This window comes from Streptococcus sp. 1453 (assembly GCF_013276955.1).
In the GTDB taxonomy this organism is placed as follows: domain Bacteria; phylum Bacillota; class Bacilli; order Lactobacillales; family Streptococcaceae; genus Streptococcus.
Genome location: NZ_VMLZ01000007.1, coordinates 1 through 21,880 on the forward strand (window position 1 = coordinate 1; position 21,880 = coordinate 21,880).

The 21,880-nt window shown below is 39.6% G+C and carries 22 protein-coding genes and 1 tRNA gene; 1 reads left to right on the forward strand and 22 read right to left on the reverse strand.

Annotated features, from left to right (window positions below):
- Window positions 1–215 precede the first annotated feature (215 nt).
- The 6 genes from HW098_RS06785 to pbp2a all read right to left on the reverse strand — a co-directional run bounded on the left by HW098_RS06785 (window position 216) and on the right by pbp2a (window position 4,157).
- A tRNA-Glu gene (locus tag HW098_RS06785) sits at window positions 216–287 on the reverse strand.
- A gap of 92 nt (window positions 288–379) precedes the next feature.
- Window positions 380–859 (reverse strand): sigma-70 family RNA polymerase sigma factor, encoded by a 480-nt coding sequence (locus tag HW098_RS06790; RefSeq protein WP_176139639.1) that lies wholly within the window; start codon window positions 857–859, stop codon window positions 380–382.
- Between the two features lie 120 nt (window positions 860–979).
- Entirely contained in the window at window positions 980–1,516 is a 537-nt protein-coding gene (gene nusG, locus HW098_RS06795; RefSeq protein WP_000376734.1) for a transcription termination/antitermination protein NusG, read from the reverse strand.
- A 54-nt stretch (window positions 1,517–1,570) separates the two neighbouring features.
- On the reverse strand, window positions 1,571–1,747 hold the full coding sequence (secE, locus tag HW098_RS06800; RefSeq protein ID WP_001210991.1) for a preprotein translocase subunit SecE: 177 nt from the start codon (window positions 1,745–1,747) through the stop codon (window positions 1,571–1,573).
- A gap of 9 nt (window positions 1,748–1,756) precedes the next feature.
- A complete protein-coding gene (rpmG, locus tag HW098_RS06805; RefSeq protein WP_001809375.1) occupies window positions 1,757–1,909 on the reverse strand; it encodes a 50S ribosomal protein L33 in 153 nt (50 codons plus the stop codon).
- A 52-nt stretch (window positions 1,910–1,961) separates the two neighbouring features.
- Complete coding sequence (gene pbp2a, locus HW098_RS06810; protein WP_176139640.1) at window positions 1,962–4,157, reverse strand: penicillin-binding protein PBP2A; 2,196 nt, start codon at window positions 4,155–4,157, stop codon at window positions 1,962–1,964.
- Window positions 4,158–4,243: 86 nt separating this feature from the next.
- Here pbp2a and HW098_RS06815 point away from each other — a divergent pair, with 86 nt between their 5' ends.
- Complete coding sequence (locus tag HW098_RS06815) at window positions 4,244–5,119, forward strand: RluA family pseudouridine synthase (RefSeq protein ID WP_345789774.1); 876 nt, start codon at window positions 4,244–4,246, stop codon at window positions 5,117–5,119.
- 67 nt (window positions 5,120–5,186) lie between these two features.
- Here HW098_RS06815 and gap read toward each other — a convergent pair whose 3' ends face one another.
- From gap to HW098_RS06895, 16 genes are all read right to left on the reverse strand, one after another.
- Window positions 5,187–6,197 carry a type I glyceraldehyde-3-phosphate dehydrogenase gene (gene gap / locus HW098_RS06820; protein ID WP_000260687.1) on the reverse strand — a complete coding sequence of 337 codons (1,011 nt, stop codon included), beginning with the start codon at window positions 6,195–6,197 and terminating at the stop codon, window positions 5,187–5,189.
- Window positions 6,198–6,373: 176 nt separating this feature from the next.
- Complete coding sequence (locus tag HW098_RS06825; protein WP_173275319.1) at window positions 6,374–7,675, reverse strand: ABC transporter permease; 1,302 nt, start codon at window positions 7,673–7,675, stop codon at window positions 6,374–6,376.
- Window positions 7,644–8,327, reverse strand: coding sequence for an ABC transporter ATP-binding protein (locus HW098_RS06830; protein WP_049512664.1), 684 nt, complete (start codon window positions 8,325–8,327; stop codon window positions 7,644–7,646). Before HW098_RS06830 ends, HW098_RS06825 begins: the two co-directional genes overlap by 32 nt.
- 316 nt (window positions 8,328–8,643) lie before the next feature.
- Window positions 8,644–9,564 (reverse strand): XRE family transcriptional regulator, encoded by a 921-nt coding sequence (locus HW098_RS06835; protein WP_176139641.1) that lies wholly within the window; start codon window positions 9,562–9,564, stop codon window positions 8,644–8,646.
- Between the two features lie 122 nt (window positions 9,565–9,686).
- Complete coding sequence (adhE, locus tag HW098_RS06840) at window positions 9,687–12,338, reverse strand: bifunctional acetaldehyde-CoA/alcohol dehydrogenase (RefSeq protein ID WP_173276537.1); 2,652 nt, start codon at window positions 12,336–12,338, stop codon at window positions 9,687–9,689.
- A gap of 299 nt (window positions 12,339–12,637) precedes the next feature.
- Window positions 12,638–13,048 (reverse strand): MORN repeat-containing protein, encoded by a 411-nt coding sequence (locus tag HW098_RS06845; protein ID WP_000429317.1) that lies wholly within the window; start codon window positions 13,046–13,048, stop codon window positions 12,638–12,640.
- Window positions 13,035–13,478: a low molecular weight protein-tyrosine-phosphatase gene (locus HW098_RS06850; RefSeq protein WP_176139642.1), complete on the reverse strand. Its 444-nt coding sequence runs from the start codon at window positions 13,476–13,478 to the stop codon at window positions 13,035–13,037. The genes HW098_RS06845 and HW098_RS06850 overlap by 14 nt, the downstream gene beginning before the upstream one ends.
- Window positions 13,479–13,524: 46 nt before the next feature.
- Window positions 13,525–13,824 (reverse strand): preprotein translocase subunit YajC, encoded by a 300-nt coding sequence (gene yajC, locus HW098_RS06855; RefSeq protein ID WP_020901078.1) that lies wholly within the window; start codon window positions 13,822–13,824, stop codon window positions 13,525–13,527.
- 117 nt (window positions 13,825–13,941) lie between these two features.
- Window positions 13,942–15,918, reverse strand: coding sequence for a transketolase (tkt, locus tag HW098_RS06860; protein ID WP_176139643.1), 1,977 nt, complete (start codon window positions 15,916–15,918; stop codon window positions 13,942–13,944).
- Window positions 15,919–16,033: 115 nt separating this feature from the next.
- Window positions 16,034–16,657 (reverse strand): ribonuclease P, encoded by a 624-nt coding sequence (locus HW098_RS06865; RefSeq protein ID WP_176139644.1) that lies wholly within the window; start codon window positions 16,655–16,657, stop codon window positions 16,034–16,036.
- A gap of 50 nt (window positions 16,658–16,707) precedes the next feature.
- Window positions 16,708–17,694: an RNA-binding cell elongation regulator Jag/EloR gene (jag, locus tag HW098_RS06870; RefSeq protein ID WP_176139645.1), complete on the reverse strand. Its 987-nt coding sequence runs from the start codon at window positions 17,692–17,694 to the stop codon at window positions 16,708–16,710.
- 17 nt (window positions 17,695–17,711) lie between these two features.
- Complete coding sequence (locus HW098_RS06875; protein ID WP_345789775.1) at window positions 17,712–18,536, reverse strand: membrane protein insertase YidC; 825 nt, start codon at window positions 18,534–18,536, stop codon at window positions 17,712–17,714.
- Window positions 18,511–18,882, reverse strand: a complete 372-nt coding sequence (rnpA, locus tag HW098_RS06880) for a ribonuclease P protein component (protein ID WP_176139647.1) — start codon at window positions 18,880–18,882, stop codon at window positions 18,511–18,513. Before rnpA ends, HW098_RS06875 begins: the two co-directional genes overlap by 26 nt.
- Window positions 18,883–19,030: 148 nt before the next feature.
- Entirely contained in the window at window positions 19,031–20,221 is a 1,191-nt protein-coding gene (locus HW098_RS06885) for an acetate kinase (protein WP_050243357.1), read from the reverse strand.
- A 50-nt stretch (window positions 20,222–20,271) separates the two neighbouring features.
- Complete coding sequence (locus HW098_RS06890; protein WP_176139648.1) at window positions 20,272–21,225, reverse strand: class I SAM-dependent methyltransferase; 954 nt, start codon at window positions 21,223–21,225, stop codon at window positions 20,272–20,274.
- Between the two features lie 60 nt (window positions 21,226–21,285).
- The gene (locus HW098_RS06895; RefSeq protein WP_176139649.1) at window positions 21,286–21,873 is read right to left on the reverse strand and encodes a class I SAM-dependent methyltransferase; all 588 of its coding nucleotides are present in this window, start codon (window positions 21,871–21,873) and stop codon (window positions 21,286–21,288) included.
- Window positions 21,874–21,880: the final 7 nt, after the last annotated feature.

Genomic DNA, 21,880 nt, shown 5'->3' on the forward strand with positions numbered 1-21,880 from the left:
CTGACAGATTTATTGTTTTTTTCATTGTTCAGTACTACAACCTTAGTTGTAGTGCCCTGCACATTGGTTCGTCTTGTTCAGTTTTCAAAGGTCTTTGTCACTCGCTTCTCTCAAGCGACAACTATATTAGTATATCACAGCCGCTTTCGCTTGTCAACACTTTTTTGAAACTTTTTAAAACTTTTTTCATCAAGTGTTCCAACCGCAACATACCATAGTCCGTACGGGATTCGAACCCGTGTTACCGCCGTGAAAAGGCGGTGTCTTAACCCCTTGACCAACGGACCAGAGTTGTTATTTTCAACTCTTACTATTATACAGGCTTTTCAAACTTTGTCAACACCTTTTTTAAACTTTTTTTACTTTTTTGCATGGATTCCTAATGAGTACGGATGTCAAACTCTTTAAACACAATACGTAAGTCCTTTAGCACTCTTTGACGCCCTCGGAAGCGTTCATCTCTTAAGACGCGTTCTAGCTCTTCTTGTTTCTCTTTACTTTGTTTGTTTCTATAATCTCTTAGTGTTTCATGAAAGAGATAATAGTCATCTAGCCAGAGACCTCCCTCACTTATACGATGACTAATCTCGCCTACTTCTTCATAAGGTTCTTTATTATATCTTCGTTTGTGACTTTCTTGCTTACGAAGATAATCTAAAATTCGATTCCGGAATTTTGTTTTGAAATATTTACGTAAGCGTGGGATATCTTCTACTAGCCCTTCTTCTCTACTAATCAATTCATATAAGCAAATCATGCCCTCTTGGTCCCAATCCGATAGTTCCCATAAATGCAAGTAATATTCATTTCTACACTTGTACACACTCCCCTGGACTTCTTCATACAATTCTTTAAGCATAGTCTTCCCCTTTCTGTGTACAGTCTAACAGATTCAAACACACTTTTGGCACATTTCATCCATTCTGTTCTCTTTATCTCCTAAACTGCACAAAAAAGAGAGGACGGGCCTCTCTCAGGGTTATAATTCCGCAATTTGGTTTAGGTTTACTTCTGCAACTGTGTCATTACCAAACATAGAGATAATCATTTTTACTTTGTTATTATCAATTTCTGTAATCTTACCAGTGTAGTCTGCAAAAGCACCATCAATAATACGTACAGTTTGACCAACCTCAACATCGAAATCAAATTCTTGAACAGTTTGTCCCATAGATATCAAAATGTCACGAATTTCTTGTTCCAATAATGGAGTTGGTTTTGATCTGTTCCCGTGTGATCCGACAAATCCTGTAACATTTGGTGTGTTTCGAACAACAAACCAAGCTTCATCTGTCATCACCATTTCTACAAGAACATAACCTGGAAAGCGATTTTCTTCTACTTCTTTTCTCTTTCCATTTTTTTCAACTTGCACTGTTTGTGTTGGAATTTCAACGCGTAGAATATTATCCAACATATTGTAGGTTTGTGCACGTTGTAATAGATTTTCTTTTACCTTATTTTCATAACCAGAATAAGTTTGTAAGACAAACCATCCTTTATCAAAACTATCCATGATATTTCCTTTCATAAATAGAAGATTTCTAGTGTAATTAACTCCACTAACCTTCTAAAAAATGTTAATAAATCGAATCAAACCTGAAACAATCAACTGGTCAAAAATGTAAATAATTACTACAAAGAAAGCTGTGTATTCCATGATAGAACGAAAATCTCTCCAGCTTTCCTTGCGAGTTGGCCATGTTGTGTCTTTAAGAAGTCTAAAAATATCTCCAATAAAACGCATCGCTCTCTCCTATCTCGTTTCTCTGTGTGTAGTGTACTTGCCACAATGCTTACAAAATTTATTTACTTCTAGTCGTGTAGGCTTGGGGTTTCCACTAATCTTGATTGAATAGTTTCTCGAACCACAAACCGCACAAGCTAGGCTTGCTTTTTTTAGTGCCATAACGCCTCCATCCTATCTATTATAACAAGAAAGCTAGGCTTTGACAAGCATCTTAACGAAATAGATTGACTACCGAATCCCATATTGTTTGAGCTTTTTCCTTAATCTTGGCATCCGAGATAGCCCGGCTAGCCTCATCTACCAGATTTTGTGCACGACTTCTAATATCAGAAAGGCTATTATCTGCCTGATTTTCTTCATTACTCTGTACTTGATTTCTTGTATTGGCTGGTCCAATTCCATTTTGCTTATAAGCATTTTCAACCGTAAAAGTGCTTCCTGGCGTATAAGGTAAAATGGTATTTGCAATGTTTCTAAAGACATGTGCTGCACCGTTTGAAGTCGAACCTGCTAGATAGTGATTTTCATCAGTGGTCGGAAAGCCAAGCCAGTGGCTAATCACTACATCCGGAGTATAACCAATTACCCACTGGTCACTTGTGTAATCCGGATTGAAAACTGCTTCAGTTGTTCCAGTTTTCCCTGCCATGACATAGTCTGCAGGCGATGAACTAATACCGGTACCGTTGGTGAATGTCCCCAACATCATACTGGTCATCTTATCAGCTACAGACTTATCAATCACCCGTTTTTGTGAATTTTTATGGCTCGCAATAACCTGACCACTAGCATTTTCAATTCTACTAATAAAATGAGCTTCCGGCATTAAACCTTCATTTGCAAAGGCAGCATATGCTTGAGCCATTTGCAGAGGATTGGTTTCAACACCGCTTCCCAAGGCGACACCAAGAACACGATCAACTTTTTCCATGTTGAGTCCGAATTTTTCGCCCGCCTCAAAAGCCTTATCAACGCCCAAATCATTAACAGTGGCAACAGCAGGCAGATTAAGCGACTCTGCCAAGGCTTGATACATAGGAACTTCTCGACTCGTTTTGATTCCTGCATAGTTATCAAGCTTATAGCTGTCGTACTGCATGGTATGGTTATCCAAGAGCTTATTCAAAGCCCAGCCTGCTTCAACTGCTGGCGTATAAACAACTAAAGGCTTAATTGCAGAACCAGGACTACGTTTTGATTGAGTTGCATAGTTGAAATTCCGGAATCCAGTTTTATCATTATCAGCAACTTGACCGACAACTCCACGAACTCCACCTGTTTTCGGTTCGAGAGCTACACTTCCTGATTGAGCAAATGTTCCATCCTCTGCCCTCGGAAATAGCGATGTGTTTTCATAAACAACCTGCATATTTGCTTGGTAATTTTGGTCCAGCTCTGTGTAAATGCGGTAGCCATTATTTACGATTTCTTCCTCTGTTAAATTATACTTAGACACAGCTTCATTAACCACCGCATCAAAGTAAGAAGGATAGCGGTAATCTGAGATTTTTCCTTCATACTTATCGTGCAATTGCGAAGTCATATCAACTTCTGCAGCTTCGGTTTCTTGGTTTTTATCAATGTAACCCGCTGCAAGCATATTTTGCAAGACAGTATCACGCCGATTAGTCGAATCTTCTACAGAATTCAAAGGATTATACAGTTCCGGCCCTTTGAGCATCCCTGCCAGAGTCGCAGCTTGATTCAGACTCAATTCTGACGCAGAAACTCCAAAGTATTTCTTACTGGCATCTTCTACACCCCACACACCATTTCCAAAATAAGCGTTGTTAAGGTACATGGTTAGAATTTGATCCTTACTATATTTTTTTGTTAATTCTAAAGCAAGGAAAAATTCTTTCGCTTTTCTCTCAACAGTTTGATCCTGCGACAGATAGGCATTTTTAGCCAGCTGTTGGGTAATAGTAGAACCACCACCTGAACGACCAGCAGTTACAATCGCCAAGAAGAAACGACCATAGTTAATCCCATCATTTTTATAAAAAGAACGGTCTTCTGTCGCAATAACGGCATTCTGCAAATTTTTACTGATGTCAGTCAATTCAACATAAGTTCCTTTTTGACCAGACAAGGCACCAGCCTCCTTTTCTTCACGGTCAAAAATGAGTGTTCGAGTTTTCAAGGCGTTTTGCAAATCGTTAACATTGGTTGACTTAGCTACAGCAAACAAATAGGTTCCAACTAGCAAGCCTGCACTCAAACCTAGTATAAGGACAATCTTTGTTAGATGATAGCGACGCCAGAATTTTCGAATCGGACCCACTTGGGCTAATTTTTTTCGATCACTGCGAGAACGACGCAAGCTAGTAGACCCCGAATCCTCTGATTCACTTGTTTCTTTTTTAAAAAGAGAAAGAAATTTCTCGAATAATTTATCTAATTTCATGCGTTTATTTTATCATCTTCATCATAGGAAGACAAGAATTTAGCTATTTCCTATCCAAATAGGGCTTTTTTTGTTACAATATCTGTATGCAATTCACATTTACATTACCAGACTCTCTACCTCAAATGACGGTAAAGCAATTACTTGAGGAGCAACTCCTCATCCCTAGAAAAATCCGTCATTTTTTGAGAATCAAAAAACACATTTTGATTAATCAGCGAGAAGTTCATTGGAACGAGACGGCAAATCCTGGAGATGTTTGCCAATTGACTTTTGACGAGGAAGATTATCCCGAAAAAGAAATCCCTTGGGGCAACCCAAACCTCATTCAGGAAGTTTATCAAGATCAACACTTGATTATTGTAAACAAACCTGAGGGTATGAAAACACACGGTAACCAACCAAACGAAATTGCTCTTCTTAACCATGTCAGTGCCTATGTTGGCCAAACCTGCTATGTCGTTCATCGTCTGGACATGGAAACCAGTGGTTTGGTTCTCTTTGCCAAAAATCCTTTTATCCTGCCTATTCTCAATCGCTTACTGGAGAAAAAAGAAATTTCTAGGGAATACTGGGCACTAGTTGATGGAAATATCAGCAGCAAAGAACTTGTTTTCAAAGACAAAATCGGACGTGATCGCCATGATCGCAGAAAACGAGTAGTTGATACAAAAAATGGGCAATATGCCGAAACGCATGTAAGCAGATTAAAGCAATTTCCAAACAAGACTTCCTTGGTTCGTTGCAAGCTAAAGACAGGGCGAACCCATCAGATTCGTGTGCACCTTTCGCATCATAACTTCCCTATTTTAGGCGACCCTCTCTATAATAGTAAATCAAAAACAAGTCGGCTTATGCTTCATGCCTTTCGACTGTCCTTTACCCATCCGCTTACTCTAGAGAAATTAAGCTTCACTACCCTATCAGATACTTTTGAAAAAGAATTAAAAAAGAATGGATGATAGCGTCATCCATTTTTTAATATTTAAAAAGCAAGACCAGAGGCCTTGCTTTTTATCGACTCATGAATTATTTAGCGATTTTTGCGAAGTATTCAAGAGTACGAACAAGTTGTGCAGTGTATGACATTTCGTTGTCGTACCATGATACAACTTTAACCAATTGTTTACCGTCAACGTCAAGAACTTTAGTTTGAGTTGCGTCAAACAATGAACCGTAAGACATACCTACGATATCTGAAGATACGATTGGATCTTCTGTGTAACCGTATGATTCGTTTGAAGCTGCTTTCATAGCTGCGTTCACTTCATCAACAGTAACGTTCTTTTCAAGAACTGCTACCAATTCAGTAACTGATCCAGTTGGAGTTGGAACGCGTTGTGCAGATCCGTCAAGTTTACCGTTCAATTCTGGGATTACAAGACCGATAGCTTTTGCAGCACCAGTTGAGTTAGGAACGATGTTTGCAGCACCAGCGCGAGCACGGCGAAGGTCACCACCACGGTGTGGTCCGTCAAGGATCATTTGGTCACCAGTGTAAGCGTGGATAGTAGTCATCAATCCTTCAACAACACCAAAGTTATCTTGAAGAGCTTTAGCCATAGGAGCCAAGCAGTTTGTAGTACATGAAGCACCTGAGATAACTGTTTCAGTACCGTCAAGAACGTCGTGGTTAGTGTTGAATACAACTGTTTTAACGTCGTTTCCACCAGGAGCAGTGATAACAACTTTTTTAGCTCCACCAGCGTGCAAGTGTTTTTCAGCAGCTGCTTTCTTAGCAAAGAAACCAGTAGCTTCAAGAACGATTTCTACACCGTCGTTAGCCCAGTCGATTTGTTCTGGATCACGTTCAGCAGAAACTTTGATGAATTTACCGTTAACTTCAAATCCACCTTCTCTAACTTCAACAGTACCGTCGAAACGACCTTGAGTTGTGTCGTATTTCAACAAGTGTGCAAGCATAACTGGATCTGTAAGGTCGTTGATACGAGTAACTTCAACACCTTCTACGTTTTGGATACGACGGAAAGCAAGACGACCGATACGTCCGAAACCGTTAATACCAACTTTAACTACCATTAGTGATTTCCTCCTTATGAAAATCATGAAATTTTTATTGTGAAAAGAGTAACTTGAATCACTACAAATCACCTTTCAACAAACCTATTATATAACTATTTAAGTTTAATTGCAAGTACGGGCATTGTTTTTCTATGTTAGTTTCTTTTTAAGGCTATAAATCAAGAACTTCCTTACTATTCATATCGTAGCGATTCTACAGGATCCATTTTACTAATTTTACGCGCTGGGAAGTAGGCTGAGACATAACCAAGTAATAGAGCGAAAGCTAGAGTTCCTAAAACAGATAACAAATTTAATTCAAAAACCTTCGTGATGGATGGGTAAAAGTGATTTACAACCGCATTCGCCAAACTTCCCACCCCTTGTGCAACCAAAAAGGCCAGTAGCAAGGCGATTCCTACAATCCAGATAGCCTCGTAAATAAAAATTCCTTTGACATCACGATTTTGATAACCAACTGCCTTCATGACACCTATTTCCTTAGAACGTTGCATGATATTGATGTAAATGATAATACCAATCATGACCGCTGCTACCACAATAGCTTGTGAGGAAAGCACAATCAACAATCCCTGAATGACACGAATAAAGGTAATCACAATATCAAGAACCTTCTGTTGAGAAAGAACAGTATACTTCTTATTTTTCTGTAATTCTTCTGTTACCGTTTTTGTCTGTGATGGATCTTTGAGTTCCAAGATAAAATAAGATACAGCTTTTGTAAATCCAGCCTCTTTCAAAATCGTTTCCATTTGATGAGACGGCATGAAACTGTTGCTGTCCTCCATGTCATCTTCATCATTGATCACACGCACAATCTTTGTTTGAAATTGAGCAGTCTTGCTAGCTTCGGCAGCATTTTCTACAATACTTGCTGAGACTGATTTGCCAATAACATCACTAGCTGTCAGATTTTTTCCTGTCTGTTCATTCCAATTTTTTAGTAAGCTGATTGGAATCGTTAAGCCTTGTTCATTTGCATCAGTATAGAGGGAGCCAGCCAACACTTTGTCCGTCTCATTACTACTAACAGAGATACTTGTATCCTCATAGAGACTCACTACTTGAGCATAAGAAGGCATCGTTTGACTCAGATCCATTTTTTGCCCATCTATAGTCATATTTGACATGGTCATCCCAAAAGGACTCTCCAAATATTTAATAGCTTCTTTTCCAACTGTATCTGTGATATAGTTCTTATCATCTTGGTTCAAAAAGCCTCGTCCAACATTTTTTGTGTTTAAAGCAATCTGAACTTGAGAAGGGATTTGACCTCCATTCGTATTTTCATCAATCATCGAAATCAATGCATTTCCCAAGCCGAAAGAAATTAAGACTCCTACAAAACCGATTGAGGTTGCTAGCGCAATCAATAGGTTACGCCACTTTCTTTCCAGAAAGTTATTTAAAGAAAGTTTGAATTTATTTTTCAATGATAATCCTTTATTTTTTGACTTCTTCAACGACTTCACCATCCTTCATTTTGATAATCACATCTGCATATTCAGCAACCTCTGGATTATGGGTTACGATCAATACTGTTTTCCCTGTTTGGGCTAATTTTTTAAACACTTCCAATACCATTTCTTGGGATTGAGAATCCAGCGAACCCGTTGGCTCATCTGCTACAATCATATCTGGCTGATTTACCAGTGCACGCGCGATTGCTACACGTTGCTTTTGCCCACCAGAAAGTTGTTTAACATTTTTAGCTACAAAAGGCTCCATGCCTAAGTTACTTAATTGCTCCTTTGCAATCATTGTCATCTCCCTGTCAGATAAATCTTTGACATAGAGAGGTAGCTTGACATTGTCCAAGACAGACTGATGAGGAATGAGGTTAAAGTTTTGAAACACAAATCCAATCTTATCTTTACGAAATTGAGTTAGTTCAATCTCTGATAAGTCACGGAGGGATTCCCCTTTAAACTCTAAATCTCCTTCATATTGTCTATCTAAACCGCTGATGATATTGAGTAGACTGGTTTTGCCACAGCCTGATGGACCGTAAATCGCTGTAATTTTACCTTTTGCAATCTGCAGGTTTATATTTCTTAGAGCCTGCTCTTGATGTTTACCGTCCAAAGTGTAAAACTTTGAAATATTTCTAATGGATAAAATGGACATTCTTTCCCCCTTGTTTAAAACTGTTGTCGTCATACATCACACTTATAGAAAATCCTTCAAGCTACATCAGCACTGATTGCCACTATGAACCTACTGCTTAGAATTTTCTCTCTATTGCCTAGTTTGCTTCTGGATGTATATCAAGTAATACTCTTCGAAAATCAAATTCAAACCACGTCAACGTCGCCTTGCCGTACTCAAGTACAGCCTGCGGCTAGTTTCCTAGTTTGCTCTTTGATTTTCATTGAGTATAAAATTCATTGTAACAAAAAAGCGGCATTCCCTCAATGACAGAAATGTCACTCCTATAAAGCATTTAACAATACCTTTCTAAGTCTTCGCTCCATTCCTTATCTAAACTAACGATTAACTTCTCATTGCCAAACATCCTCGCCATCATTTTTGCTTCTTCATACTTTTGTTTTGCCGTATTATAATCAGTCTGAAGATAATATTTCCACTCCACCATCAAGACAATCGGTTGCTTTTGGAAATCTCGTGTTTTTTCAGAAATCCAATTAAGTTTTTCCACAGCTAACTTAAATAACTCTAAGTCATTCAATAATTCACAACTTCCCAGCCCTGCAAATAACACATCACGAACAAGAAATAAATCGTCCGTACCGCTATTTTCTACGTTATTACACACTTTTTGAAACATTAATTGAAGTTTCTGCTGTTCGCTAATAGATAACTGTCCTTTTTTTATATTTTCTAAATAACTACATAAAAAATACAATCGAATTTTCAAAAGATCTGAAAACGAAAATTCTCTTTGATTCCATAGTTCCTCAAAAGATTCATCTAAAAGCGCTATTCCATACTGTTCATTATCCGTCGCTCTCACTTCATCTATTGCTTGAAGACAATCCACTATCATCTTCTCATCACGTGGCAAATCATCATAAAAATTCTCAAAAATCTCATCGAAATATTCTTCCTTTTGTTCCTGCAACTCCTTGTCTCCATAGTCAGGATGATGTAAAAGAAAGTACTTTAATTCTTGGTAGCGTTTAGGCAATTCCTTATAATCTGGCATCAAGACATAGGACGGAATTTCTAATCGATCTGCAATATATTCTAGGGTTTTTATCGTCGGTCGAAATTCTCCTTTTTCTATCCGCACCAACTGACGGACTGATAATTCAGACTCATTCCCGCAAAAAACTGGACGACTAAGTCCTTTCTCCTCTCTTAAAAGTCGCACTTTATCCCCTAACTCATTTATCTTGTTCATTTGCCCCTCGCATGATTATAAAAGATTTGATTTTCAAATAAATATATGCGATGATTATACCATTTTTCAAATAGAATTACAAAAAAGAGACAGGATAACTCCTGCCTCTAGGCTGATAACAATTATTTACGGCGTCCTGGTCTTTCTTTGTAACCATAGTAAGAATCTTCGATGATTTCTTGCATGTGGTCAACCATTGGAAGACGTGGGTTAGCTGGCGAACATTGATCTTCATAAGCAAGGAAGGCCAATTCACGAGAATGTTCTTTCCATTCTTTTTCATCAATTCCTTGTGCTTTGAAGTTCATTTGGATACCTACGCGCTCACCAAGTTCGTAAACAGCTTTTGCATAAGATTCCACACCTTCTTCTGGAGTAGAAGCTGGAAGTCCAAGCATGCGTGCGATATCTTGATATTTTTCATCTGCACGGTAGTAGTTATACTTAGGCCATGTTGCTGTCTTAGCTGGACGTGTACCGTTGTAGCGAATGACATATGGAAGCAAGATAGCATTCGTACGACCGTGGATTGTGTGGAATTGCGCACCAATCTTATGGGCCATTGAGTGAGAAATACCTAGGAAGGCATTAGCAAAGGCCATACCAGCGATTGTTGAAGCGTTATGCATTTTCTCACGTGAGTGGAAGTCTGCATTTTTAACTGAGCTTTCAAGATTTTCGAATACAAGCTTGATGGCTTGAAGTGCAAGACCGTCAGTGTAGTCGCTAGCCATTTGTGATACGTAGGCTTCAGTCGCGTGGGTCAATACGTCCATACCAGTGTCCGCAGCAACAAATCCAGGAACTGTCAATACCAAGGCAGGGTCTACGATTGCCACAGTTGGTGTCAATGAGTAGTCAGCGATTGGGTATTTACGGTTGTTTGCTTTATCAGAGATAACGGCAAATGGTGTTACTTCAGATCCTGTACCAGATGTAGTTGGGATAGCGATGAATTTAGTCTTCTTACCAAGCAATGGGAATTTGAAGGCACGTTTACGGATATCCATGAATTTTTGAACAAGATCACGGAAGTCCACTTCTGGTTGTTCGTAGAAGAGCCACATTACTTTAGCAGCATCCATTGGAGATCCACCACCGAGAGCGATGATTGTATCTGGTTTGAAGGCACGCATAATCTCAGTACCACGGTTTACAGTTGTGATATCTGGATCTGGTTCTACATCAGCAAAGATTTGGTAAACAACCTTATTGCGACGAAGATCAAGTTGTTCGATGATACGATCAAGGAAGCCAAGCTCTACCATGGCATGGTCAGTAACGATCATGACACGTTCAACGTCACGACATTTTTGAAGGTATTGAATTGAATCACGTTCAAAGTATGTTTTTGAAGGAAGTTTCATCCATTGCATGTTATTTCTCCGTCTTCCGACTTTTTTGATATTCAAGAGGTTAATGGCACTAACGTTATCCCCAACTGAATTGCGTCCGTAAGAACCACATCCAAGTGTCAATGATGGCAAGAAGGCATTGTAAACATCCCCGATACCACCGAAAGTAGAAGGCGAGTTACAGATAACACGAATAGCTTTAACAGCTTTACCAAATTCTTTAGTCAATTCTTCGTCAGCTGTGTGGATAGCTGCTGAGTGTCCAAGACCGTTAAATTCAACCATTTGACGAGCCTTAGTAATACCATCTTCACGGCTTTCAGATTTCAAAACTGCGATAACTGGTGACAATTTCTCACGAGTCAATGGCTCGTTTTCACCAACTTCTTTACATTCTGCAGCAAGAATGTTTGTTCCTTCTGGAACTGTAAATCCTGCTTGCTCTGCAATCCAAGTTGCTGGTTTACCAACGATGTCAGCGTTCAATTTCGCACCAGCACAGTTTTTGCTGTTTGCTTTCACGCCAAAGCAGAATTCTTCAAGAAGGGCTTTTTCTTTTTTGTTTACAAAGTAAGTGTGATAAGATTTGAACTCTGCTACAAATTCATCGTAAATTTCTTTGTCAATGATAACCGCTTGTTCAGATGCACAGACCATACCATTATCAAATGATTTAGACATGACGATATCGTGTGCTGCTTGACGAATGTTTGCTGATTTTTCAACATAAGCTGGAACATTTCCGGCACCTACCCCAAGAGCTGGTTTACCACATGAGTATGCGGCTTTAACCATGGCATTACCACCTGTTGCAAGGATTGTAGCAATACCTTCGTGGTTCATAAGGGCACTAGTTGCTTCCATAGATGGTTCAGTGATCCACTGTACACAGTTTTCAGGAGCTCCTGCTTTAATCGCAGCATCACGAACGATTTGAGCTGCGTGAGCTGATGATTCTTGAGCTGATGGGTGGAAGGCAAAGACGATTGGGTTACGTGTCTTCAATGAAATCAATGATTTGAAGATTGCTGTTGATGTTGGGTTTGTTGTTGGAGTGATACCACAGACAACACCAACTGGTTCAGCGATAAGAGTCAAACCTGTTACATCGTCTTCTTCGATAACGCCAACTGTCTTAGTGTGGCGCATGTTGTTTACTACGTGTTCACAAGCAAACAAGTTCTTAGTTGCTTTATCTTCAAATACACCACGTCCTGTTTCTTCAAAGGCATGTAAAGCCAATTCTCCGTGGGCATCCAAAGCTGCCACTGACGCTTTCGCTACGATGTAGTCAACTTGCTCTTGGTCCAACTTACGCATTTCTTCAAGAGCAACTAAAGCTTTTTGCACCAAGCCATCGACATGCTTTTCAGCAGCGAGTTTCTTTTCCTCTGGTGTCACAGTTTTTTTATCAGCCATATTTTCCTCCATAGCTTTCAAGGATCGATATCCTTTGTTAATTTTTTCACAATTTTATTATAACGCATTATTTCAACTTTGTAAACAGTTTCATAAACATTTCACAAAGAATTTTTAGTACCTTGTGAAATGTTTGTCATTTTCTTTTCTTAGCAAGCTTTTTCTTTAAAGTTTGTGAAATTTATTTCAAATATTTTTTATTTCACAAACTTGCTTGGAAGAGGAGCTTGGAAAGAAAGGGATTTACAGGTAAGCGCTTACTTGACAATTCTAATAATACCTCCTTTGATAAGGAGGCTTTATTTTTGTTGAAAAACGCCTTGTTTAAAAGTCCCTTCATAAACGACTTCTTGTTCTGTTGTTAGTTTTCCTTTTCCTTCAGCCTGACCATTTACAAAATCACCTTCGTAAGTCCAGCCTTCTTTAGATTGAAAGGTACCTTTTCCGTTGAAGGCTCCATTGTTGAAACCACCCGTATATTGGTCTCCATTTTGGAAGGTAATGGTTCCTTGTCCATTCATTTTACCACGGACAAGACTGCCGTCGTAAACAATCGTTCCATTATCAAGCTTTAGAACACCTTTTCCGGGAATATTTAGAAAAAAGACGAGCACAGCACAGAAAACAATGGCAACTACTGCTAAAAGCTCTAAACGTGGACGAGTCAGATAGACACGATACTTTTCGTAAAAATTCTTAAGATTTTCCATCTTCACTCTCCTTTTCTAAACGTTCTAACCAAGCTTGACACCCCTCTTGAACACGCTGATAAGTTTCCTCAAAATCTCCTGTATACCAAGGATCTGGAACACTTTCTGATGCGAATGAGTAAATCTTATCTTGACAGTCTGCTGGACACATCTGACGTAAGTCAGAAACATTTGAAGCGTCCATTCCGATAATATAATCAAAGGCTTCAAAATCTTCCTTACTAATCTGAAGCGATGTCTTATTCTTGTCATAAGGAATCTCATACTGTTGAAAAATCCCTTGAGTTCCCTTATGAATCAGATTGCCATGTTCCCAAGAGGAAGTCGCTCGACTTTGGATTTCATAATTATCTGTCATTGATTTCATAACAAACTCGGCCATAGGACTACGGCAAATATTCCCCAGACAGACAAAGACTAGTTTTTTCATCCCATTTCCTTTCTTTTATAGAAAAACGGGAGTTAGTAATCCCGTCTTATTTTTCAATTGCACCTTCTAGTGAAGCTGTTTCTTTCAGCGGTAATACTGTCTTGATAGCAGCTAGTTCAAAAGTCAAGTAAACCCCATCTACATCAAGAACAATTGTTTTCTTTTCTGTATCTACTTCATCGACTGTTCCATAAAGGCCACCGATTGTAATCACTTCATAGCCTTTTTGTAATTTATTCAAGCTTTCCATACGCTTTTGTGCTTGTTTCTTTTGAGAGCGTTGCGTAAAGAACATCAAGCCCAACATAGCCACAAGAATGATTAAAAATGTATATTGTGATTCCATTATATTCTCCTTTGTCTTTTACATAGGACTACTATATCAAATTTCAGTTACTTTTACAAGATTGTACCTTACTTTTCTAGTAAGAAAAAAACAGAGCTTGCGCCCTGATTTTTAGAATTATTTCAAGTTTTGAACGACTTTTACAAGATTTTCAACTGTAAAGCCATATTCTGCCAATACTTTTGGTGCTGGTGCAGAGGCTCCGAAGGTATCAATACCAAGAACAGCACCATCTAGACCAACATATTTGTACCAGTTTTGAGTTGCACCCATTTCGACTGCAACACGACGGCGAACTGCATTTGGAAGAATTTCTTCCTTGTATGCTGCATCTTGTTTATCAAAGACATCTGTAGATGGCATGCTGACTACGCGGACTTTTGCACCTTGACTAGCCAATTCTTTGGCAGCTGAGACAGCAAGATTAACCTCTGAACCTGTCGCAATCAAGATGGTATCAAAATCTGCTGCATTTTCATAGACAACATAGGCACCTTTTGCAACCTTGTCGAAGTCTGTTCCTTCTTCGACAGTCAAGTTTTGACGGGTCAAGACAAGGGCAGTTGGTGTTTTCTCACTTGTCACTGCAAGGTACCAAGCTGCTTGCGTTTCACGCGCATCTGCTGGACGGAAAACATTCAGATTTGGCATGGCACGAAGACCTGCTAAATGCTCAACTGGTTCGTGCGTTGGACCGTCTTCCCCAACTGCGATTGAATCGTGGGTAAAGACATAAGTCACAGGAAGACCTTGCAAAGCTGACAAGCGGACAGCTGCCTTCACATAGTCAGAGAAGACGAAGAAAGTTCCACCGTATACACGAAGTCCACCGTGAAGGGCCATCCCGTTCAAGATCGTTCCCATGGCAAATTCACGAACACCAAACTGAATGTTGCGGTTCAAGCGATTGGCATCGTCTTGAAGTCCGTCAGTCTTGATATAAGTCATGTTTGAGTGAGCTAGGTCAGCTGATCCACCCAAGAAAGTTGGTAACTTAGCTGCCACAACGTTCAAGGCATCCTGACTCGAGTTACGAGTTGCTTGAGAGAAACCATTTTCTAAGGCTGGGAAGTCTGCTGGAGTTACTTCAACTGGATCACGTCCATTGATGATGGCTTCTACTTCTGCAGCCAATTCTGGATGCACTTCTTTATAGTCAGCAACTAATTTTGTCCAAGCTTCATAAGCTGATGCGCCACGGTCTGCAACATGTTCTTTGAAATCAGCATATACTTGTTCTGGGATTTCAAATGGTTCGTAGTCCCAACCAAGAACTTGACGAGTTGCTGCAGTTTCATCTGCTCCAAGAGGAGCACCATGTACGGCATTAGTTCCTTGTTTGTTTGGTGAACCGTATCCAATAACAGTCTTCACTTCAATCAAAGATGGTTTGCCTGAAGCTTTAGCTGTTTCGATAGCAGCATGGATTGCTTCCAAGTCTGTTCCATCTTCAACCAAGGCAGTATGCCAACCGTAGGCATTGTAACGCTCACGAACACTTTCTGTAAAGGAATCCTTTGTCTCACCATCCAAGTTGATGTCATTTGAATCATAAAGAACAACCAACTTATCAAGTTTTTGCAAACCTGCGTATGAAGCCGCCTCACTTGAGACACCTTCCATCAAGTCTCCGTCTCCACAGATAACATAAGTATAGTGGTCAAAGATATTGTAGCCTTCGCGATTATATTTGGCTGCCAAGAAACGTTCTGCCTGGGCAAAACCAGTAGCAGTTGAAATCCCTTGACCTAAAGGACCTGTTGTAGCATCAATTCCTGCTGTATGGCCAAATTCTGGGTGACCTGGTGTTTTTGAACCCCATTGACGGAAGCTCTTGATCTCATCCATGCTGACATCTTCAAAACCAGAAAGGTGAAGAAGGGCATAAAGAAGCATTGAACCATGACCTGCTGAAAGAATAAAGCGGTCGCGGTTAATCCAGTTTGGTTGAGCTGGATTGATACGAAGTTGTTTTGTAAAGAGGCTGTAAGCCATCGGAGCTGCTCCCATAACCACACCTGGGTGACCTGAGTTGGCTTTATTAATGGCGTCAATACCTAGGAAACGAATTGCATTAACAGATAGATTTGACATAGAATTTCCTTTCTATTTGAGGTGATTAGTGAATCACACATTCTATTTTACTATTATATGAAAAAATACATAGAATAGCAATTAAACAATTCGACGTAAATAAGTATTCTATTTGCTATCCTCTAGTCGCCTGATAGTAGGGAAGTAAGCGCTCATAAGCTTCATCTAATTTTTCTAAAATCACTTCTAATGATTGATTTTCAATAAAAGAAACATCTGCTTTAACTAAAACTTTGCGAACTTCCTGACTTCTCAACTTCTCGCGTAAAGTACAACGATTTTCTTCGTTCGCCTCCCACCGTTGACTTTGACCATCGGAGTAGGCTAGATAATAAATCCCTTCAACGGTTGGAATGTCTAAAACTTTGGCTTGTTGCTCCAAGGTTTGCTCATCTTTCTTGCGCTCTATAAAACTAACTTCTAAGGAAATACCAAAATCAGAAGAATTCCCGTACAAACGTAAGGCTAGCATAGGCTCTGTCACTTGTCCGTCTCTCTGTAGATAGACCCAAAAATGTGGTCGCAAACGCTGCGCTTGATTCATCCACTGGCTAGTCTGTTGGAGTTGCCATTCTGGATGATTTGCCTGAAAGACTTTAGCCAATTCTGTAAAAGCCTTTCGTGCCTCTTGGCCTTTGTGACGCAATTCCAGCATCTTCTCTCGCTCATCTCCAGACTTATCCGGATTACGATACTGCAAACCAGCAAAATCTAAATAGTCTCTTATCTTATTCAACATCCGTTTCATCTCCTCTAGCTAGCAAAAAATCAGGGTAAACCTGATTTTACTTATTCTGTATCTACAACGACATAGCGATTTGGCTCATCACCCTCAGAGTAACTGGTCACGCCATCCATACGTGAAATAATACGATGGATAATCTTGCGTTCGCTATTCGACATTGGATCTGTTTGATGACTGCGTCCTTCTTCTAAAACACGAGTCGCCAATTTTTGCGCATAGGTCTGCAAGACTTCTGCACGATGTTCAACATAATCATTGACATTGATTGTAATGTAGAAGGTTCTTGAATAGCGGTTGTAAAGATAATTTTGAGCCAACAGTTGCAAGGCCTTCAAGACTTTACCATGGTAGCCGATAATACGACCTGGTTCGTTAGTATCAATTTGCAAATTGATACTACGACGGTTATAATCATTTGAAAGTGTGGCTTCAACATCCATGTCATCCACAATCGCTTGAACATAGGCAGTCACATCCGTAGCCACCTGTGCAATATCAAAGCTCGGTTCAACTTTCAAGCCCATCTCTGTCAAGTCTTGATTTTCAGTTTGGTCTTGCTCAGTTTCAAGGCCATCAGCGCCCGCTTCTTCCCTCATCGCTTCCTCGATTTGAAGTTCATTTAAAATCTCAATATGACCAGTTTCTTCTAAGATAGTGCTGGCATGTCTTTCATGTTTTAAGATTTCAGCCTTGACTTCATCAGAAATACCTTGACCTTCTTCCTCAATCTTTTTAATTGCCTCTACAACATGACCCAAATCAACAGTTGCTTCACTCACTGTTTTAACAGGCTCATTCAAATCATTGATTTGTTTTGGAACTCCCTTTACAGCTTGTTGATTTGCTTTGACAACTGTCGTTTCACTAATCGCTTCAATGTCAACCTGGGCTGGTTTTTTACCAAATAAACCAAGAAAGCCTTTTTTCTCACGAGAAATGACTTTAATATGTGCCTTCTTCCTTGGAATATCTAATTCTTTCAATCCTTTTTGGATTGCTTCTTCAACAGTTGAACCTGTAAATACTACCATTACCAGATTCCTCCTTATTATTTCGTTTTCTGAGCCTTTTTCTTGGCTTTTCTTTTTCTATTTTCCAAATCTTTCTGTGCCTGTACTACCGCCTCACGTTCTGCGATAATCTTGAATGGATTGTTCAAGAAATAGGTTTGCAAGACTTGGTAAGCATTGGACACTGTCCAGTATAGGGCGACTCCACCTGGCGCATAAACTGCAAAGATAAAAATCAAGACTGGAATCCCATACATCATCGCCGTCGTAGCTCCATTACGCTCAGACAAGGCTTTGTTAGACAACCAAGTACTTAAAAAGGTGAATACTGCTGCTAAAATCGGGAGAACAAGGGTTGTATCCACACCACCAAGGTTAATCCATAAGAAATGACCTGTCTTTAAAAAGTCAACTCTTGATAGGGCTTGGAACAAGGCCAAAATAACCGGCATCTGAATCAAAATCGGCCAAAGAGAATCTGACTGTCTGACACCCATTTCTTTAAAGACTTTACGCATTTCTTGCTCTAGCTTGGTTCTGCTCTCCATATCACGCCCTGGATATTGTTCTCGAAGCGCCTTAATGCGTGGTTGAGCTTCTTGCATTTTTCTGGATGCCACCATTTGCACCTGAAAGACTGGCAAGAGGACTGTACGAATCAAGATCGTAAAGAGAATAATCCCTACTCCGATACTGATATCAAACGATAAAAAGCGAATGATTTCCGCAAAGAAGTAAACAAATTTACTCCAAAAATCAGCCGAATCGGCTGTAATATCGCTAGTTGTCCCATTAGTCGCACAGGCTGTCATGATCAATAGAGACAGTCCTAGCAAACTAGTCAACTGTAGTTTCTTTTTCACTCCCATTTCCTTCCCGGTAAATCTTTGATAATTTTAATACGTGGAGTAGATTTTTCTCCATCTCTGCGTATTCCAAGGTTTCGACCCCTTTTCGAGCAATGACAACAAAATCGACATCTGCTACCAGACTCCCTTTTGCATTCTGGATAATATGTCTAATTCGTCGCTTGATTTGATTTCTAGTGACGGCATTCCCCAGTTTTTTGCTAACTGATAGACCTACTCGAAAATGGTTTTTCTGATTTTCTAGTTGGTAGACAACAAACTTGCGATTGGCAAAACTTGTCCCCTCCTTGAAAATCGCCTTAAAATCTTTCTCTCTTTTTACACGAAAGTTTTTCTTCAAAACTCAACTCCATCTATTAAATTACTACTATTATACCATATTTTTCAAAAAAGCCAATCATAGCAAGGTTTTGCACAATTTCATCAGAAAAAGGAGCCGGAAAATCTCTTTCCCAACTCCTTGTACGGAATATTTTTACTAGTTTTACTTATTTTTTCAAGCGTTCAACATCACGGGCAATGACTAATTCTTCATCTGTTGGAATAACCAAGACACGGATCTTCGCTGCATCTGTTGAGATGTCTCCTGTAACGCCAAAGACATTCTTTTCATCATCAACATCACAGCCAAACCACGAAATTCCTGAGATTACATCACGACGGAAATTTGCTGCATTTTCACCAACACCTGCTGTGAAAACAATGGCATCTGCTCCATTTAGCACTGCAAGGTACTGACCGATATGTTTTTGAATACGGTCAACATACATTTCATAAGCCAAGCTAGCGTCGTGATTCCCTTCTGCTACAGCTGCTTCTATATCGCGCATATCGCTAGAATTAGCAGAAACTCCCAAAAGACCTGATTCACGATTCAGAACACGACTGATATCTTCTGGTGTGTTAAAATCATCTGTATATTGCATTAAGTAAGGAATGACAGCTGGATCAATGTCCCCTGTACGAGTTCCCATCATAATACCACCCAGAGGAGTGAAGCCCATAGAAGTGTCGACAGACTTACCAGCTTTCACAGCTGTAATTGAGCCTCCGTTACCAATATGACAGGTAATCAACTTCAAGTCTTCTAATGGACGTCCCAAGAGTTTTGCTGCTTCTCCTGCTACAAACTGGTGACTTGTACCGTGGGCACCATATTTACGCACCTTGTTTTCTGTGTAATATTTTGTTGGTAGAGGGTAGCGATAAGCTTTCTCTGGCATACTTGTGTGGAAGGAAGTATCAAAAACAACTACACTGGTAATGTCTGGCAACAACTCCTTGAAGGCACGAACACCTGCTGCATTGGCTGGATTGTGGAGAGGAGCCAACAAGCTCAACTCTTCAACTTTTTCTAAAACATCCCCCTCAACAACCGTTGATTCTTTGAAATATTCTCCACCGGCAACAACACGATGTCCAACACCTGTAATCTCGTCATAAGCCTTGATAATATCGAAACGAATCAAGTCATCCAATAAAATTTTAACGGCTTGTGTATGATTTTCAATATCCAAAATTTGTTGCTCAGAACGGCCGTCAAATTTTACAGTTGAAATTGAATCTTTCAAACCGATACGTTCAATCAAACCTTTCGCCAATACTTTTTCTTCTGGCATTAAGTATAATTGCCATTTCAAACTTGAACTTCCTGCATTGATTGCAATTGTTTTTGTCATAACATGATACCCCTTTTTAAGCGTTTTCATCTATTATAACAAAATCTATTTTATATTTCAGTACCTTGAGTCCATTTTTGAAAATTTTCTTTAAATTTCATTAAAACACTTGCATTTTGTAGGCTAGCAAGTGGATAAATAAAAGGCTCTACTGCTATTTCACTTTTCTTCTGTAAGATAAAAATAGTCTTAGATTGTTTGGAATTAGCAAAGAGATTTTCAGGCAGACTAATCATAGCAGCCAGACTTGCCTCTTCTTTCAGCCACCCTTTCAACAAATTACTTTGAGGACTGGTCAACAAATCACTCGGAGCTAGAAAAATAGCGTATCTGTCTGACTTGAGATACTTAAGTCCTTGTTCCATGAGCAAGTGATGGGCGTAGGTATGTTCTTGACTAGAAGCAACTTGATGACGCGACGCAACTGCATCATCAGGATAATAGCCGGCAGGCAAGTCGCTGATGACCACATCGCTTTCTTTGAGCATTTGTGGACGAACGGCATCTCCTTGGACAAAGCCAGCCTGCAAACCAATCACATCTGCCATGCTTGCTGCCAAATCAATCAGCAAATCATCCACTTCCATTCCCAAATAATCCACCTTTTTATCAAGCGAGGTCAAGAAAGTAGCGCCTAAAATTCCCATCCCAGAACCCATTTCGAGGATAGTAATTTCCTCCTCTTTAAACAACTCTTCCACAATAAACACCAAAAGTAAAGCAATAGCATCTGGTGTAAACTGGTGATTGGCCTGCAAGGGCTCTGTCTGCCCAGCCTTCATCAAGAGAAACTGGTAGGTCTTGAGCCATTCTTCTTTGCGAAGTGCTAAACGCTTAAGGGCCTGATTGTTCTCCTTGACTTGCTCTAGCTCAGTCTCACCATCCAAATAGATGCTGTTTTGCTCCACCAAGGCATCATAAAAATTGGTCGCCAAATCACTTTGGATGACTTGGACATTCTCTAGTAAATAGGTATAAGCTTGTTCAATTTTTTCAAAATCCATATTCCTATCTTATCAAATTTCCCTTCTTTTTTCCATCCTTATAGAAAAATCACTCCCTGACTAGGCGAGTGATTTTTGGGCTACTGTTAAAAAGAGTTCTGAGTAATTTCCTTGAAACAGGTCTTCAGCACTGTAAAGAATCTGACTATCAATGCTCGAAAAACCAAACTGGGCTAGCTTGTTTTCCAGTTCAACCAATTCAAATCCATGATGGTTAGCTTCTGTCTTGGTAAAATCAGCAATGAGGAGTTGTCCGTTTTCTCTCAGATGTTGATGAAACAGTGAGAGAGCCGCATCCAAATCAGGCATATGATGAAGAACACGACAAACAACAATGAGATCAAACTCTTGCTCCAAGGGATTTTTCAATAAATCTTGCTCCAAAAACTGGATATTCTTGATGTCTTGTCGCTCCGCTTTCAAACGAGCTTGCTCCAGCATTTTCTCTGAAATATCCACCAATGTTACAGACTTTGCTTGTTTGACCAGAGGCAAGGCTAATAGCCCCGTCCCTCCACCGAAATCCAAAATTTCTTTGTCTGATAGAAGATCAATCTGTTTCTCGACTGCTTGACAAACCAAGTTTGCAAGAAAGATATTTTTAGGGGAATCGAAAGTTTCTGTTTTGTGGTTAAAATCATGTTTCATATTTTTA